At 39.7% G+C, this 229-nt stretch carries 1 protein-coding gene; it reads left to right on the top strand.

Features of this window, described 5'->3' with window-relative positions; genetic code table 11:
* The coding region (locus AC0IXC_RS29440) for a DNA adenine methylase (protein ID WP_471653736.1) at nt 1-229 on the top strand (229 nt) is incomplete at both ends.

Raw genomic sequence — 229 nt, forward strand, 5'->3', positions numbered from 1 at the left:
GATTTGACAACTAGAGATTTTGTTTACTTAGATCCCCCTTACATTGGAAGGTTTGCAGAGTACTATAATCAATGGTCAGAAGAGGACGCAAATGATTTAGCTAGAATCACTCAAAAACTGGATTCAGGCTATGCCGTATCTATGTGGGCTAGTAGTGAATTTAGAACGAATGATTATCTTGAGCAATGGACTGGTGACGTCATCACAAAAGGCCACTTCTATCACATGG

The sequence above is a fragment of the Bacillus sp. AC266 genome (assembly GCF_979253805.1).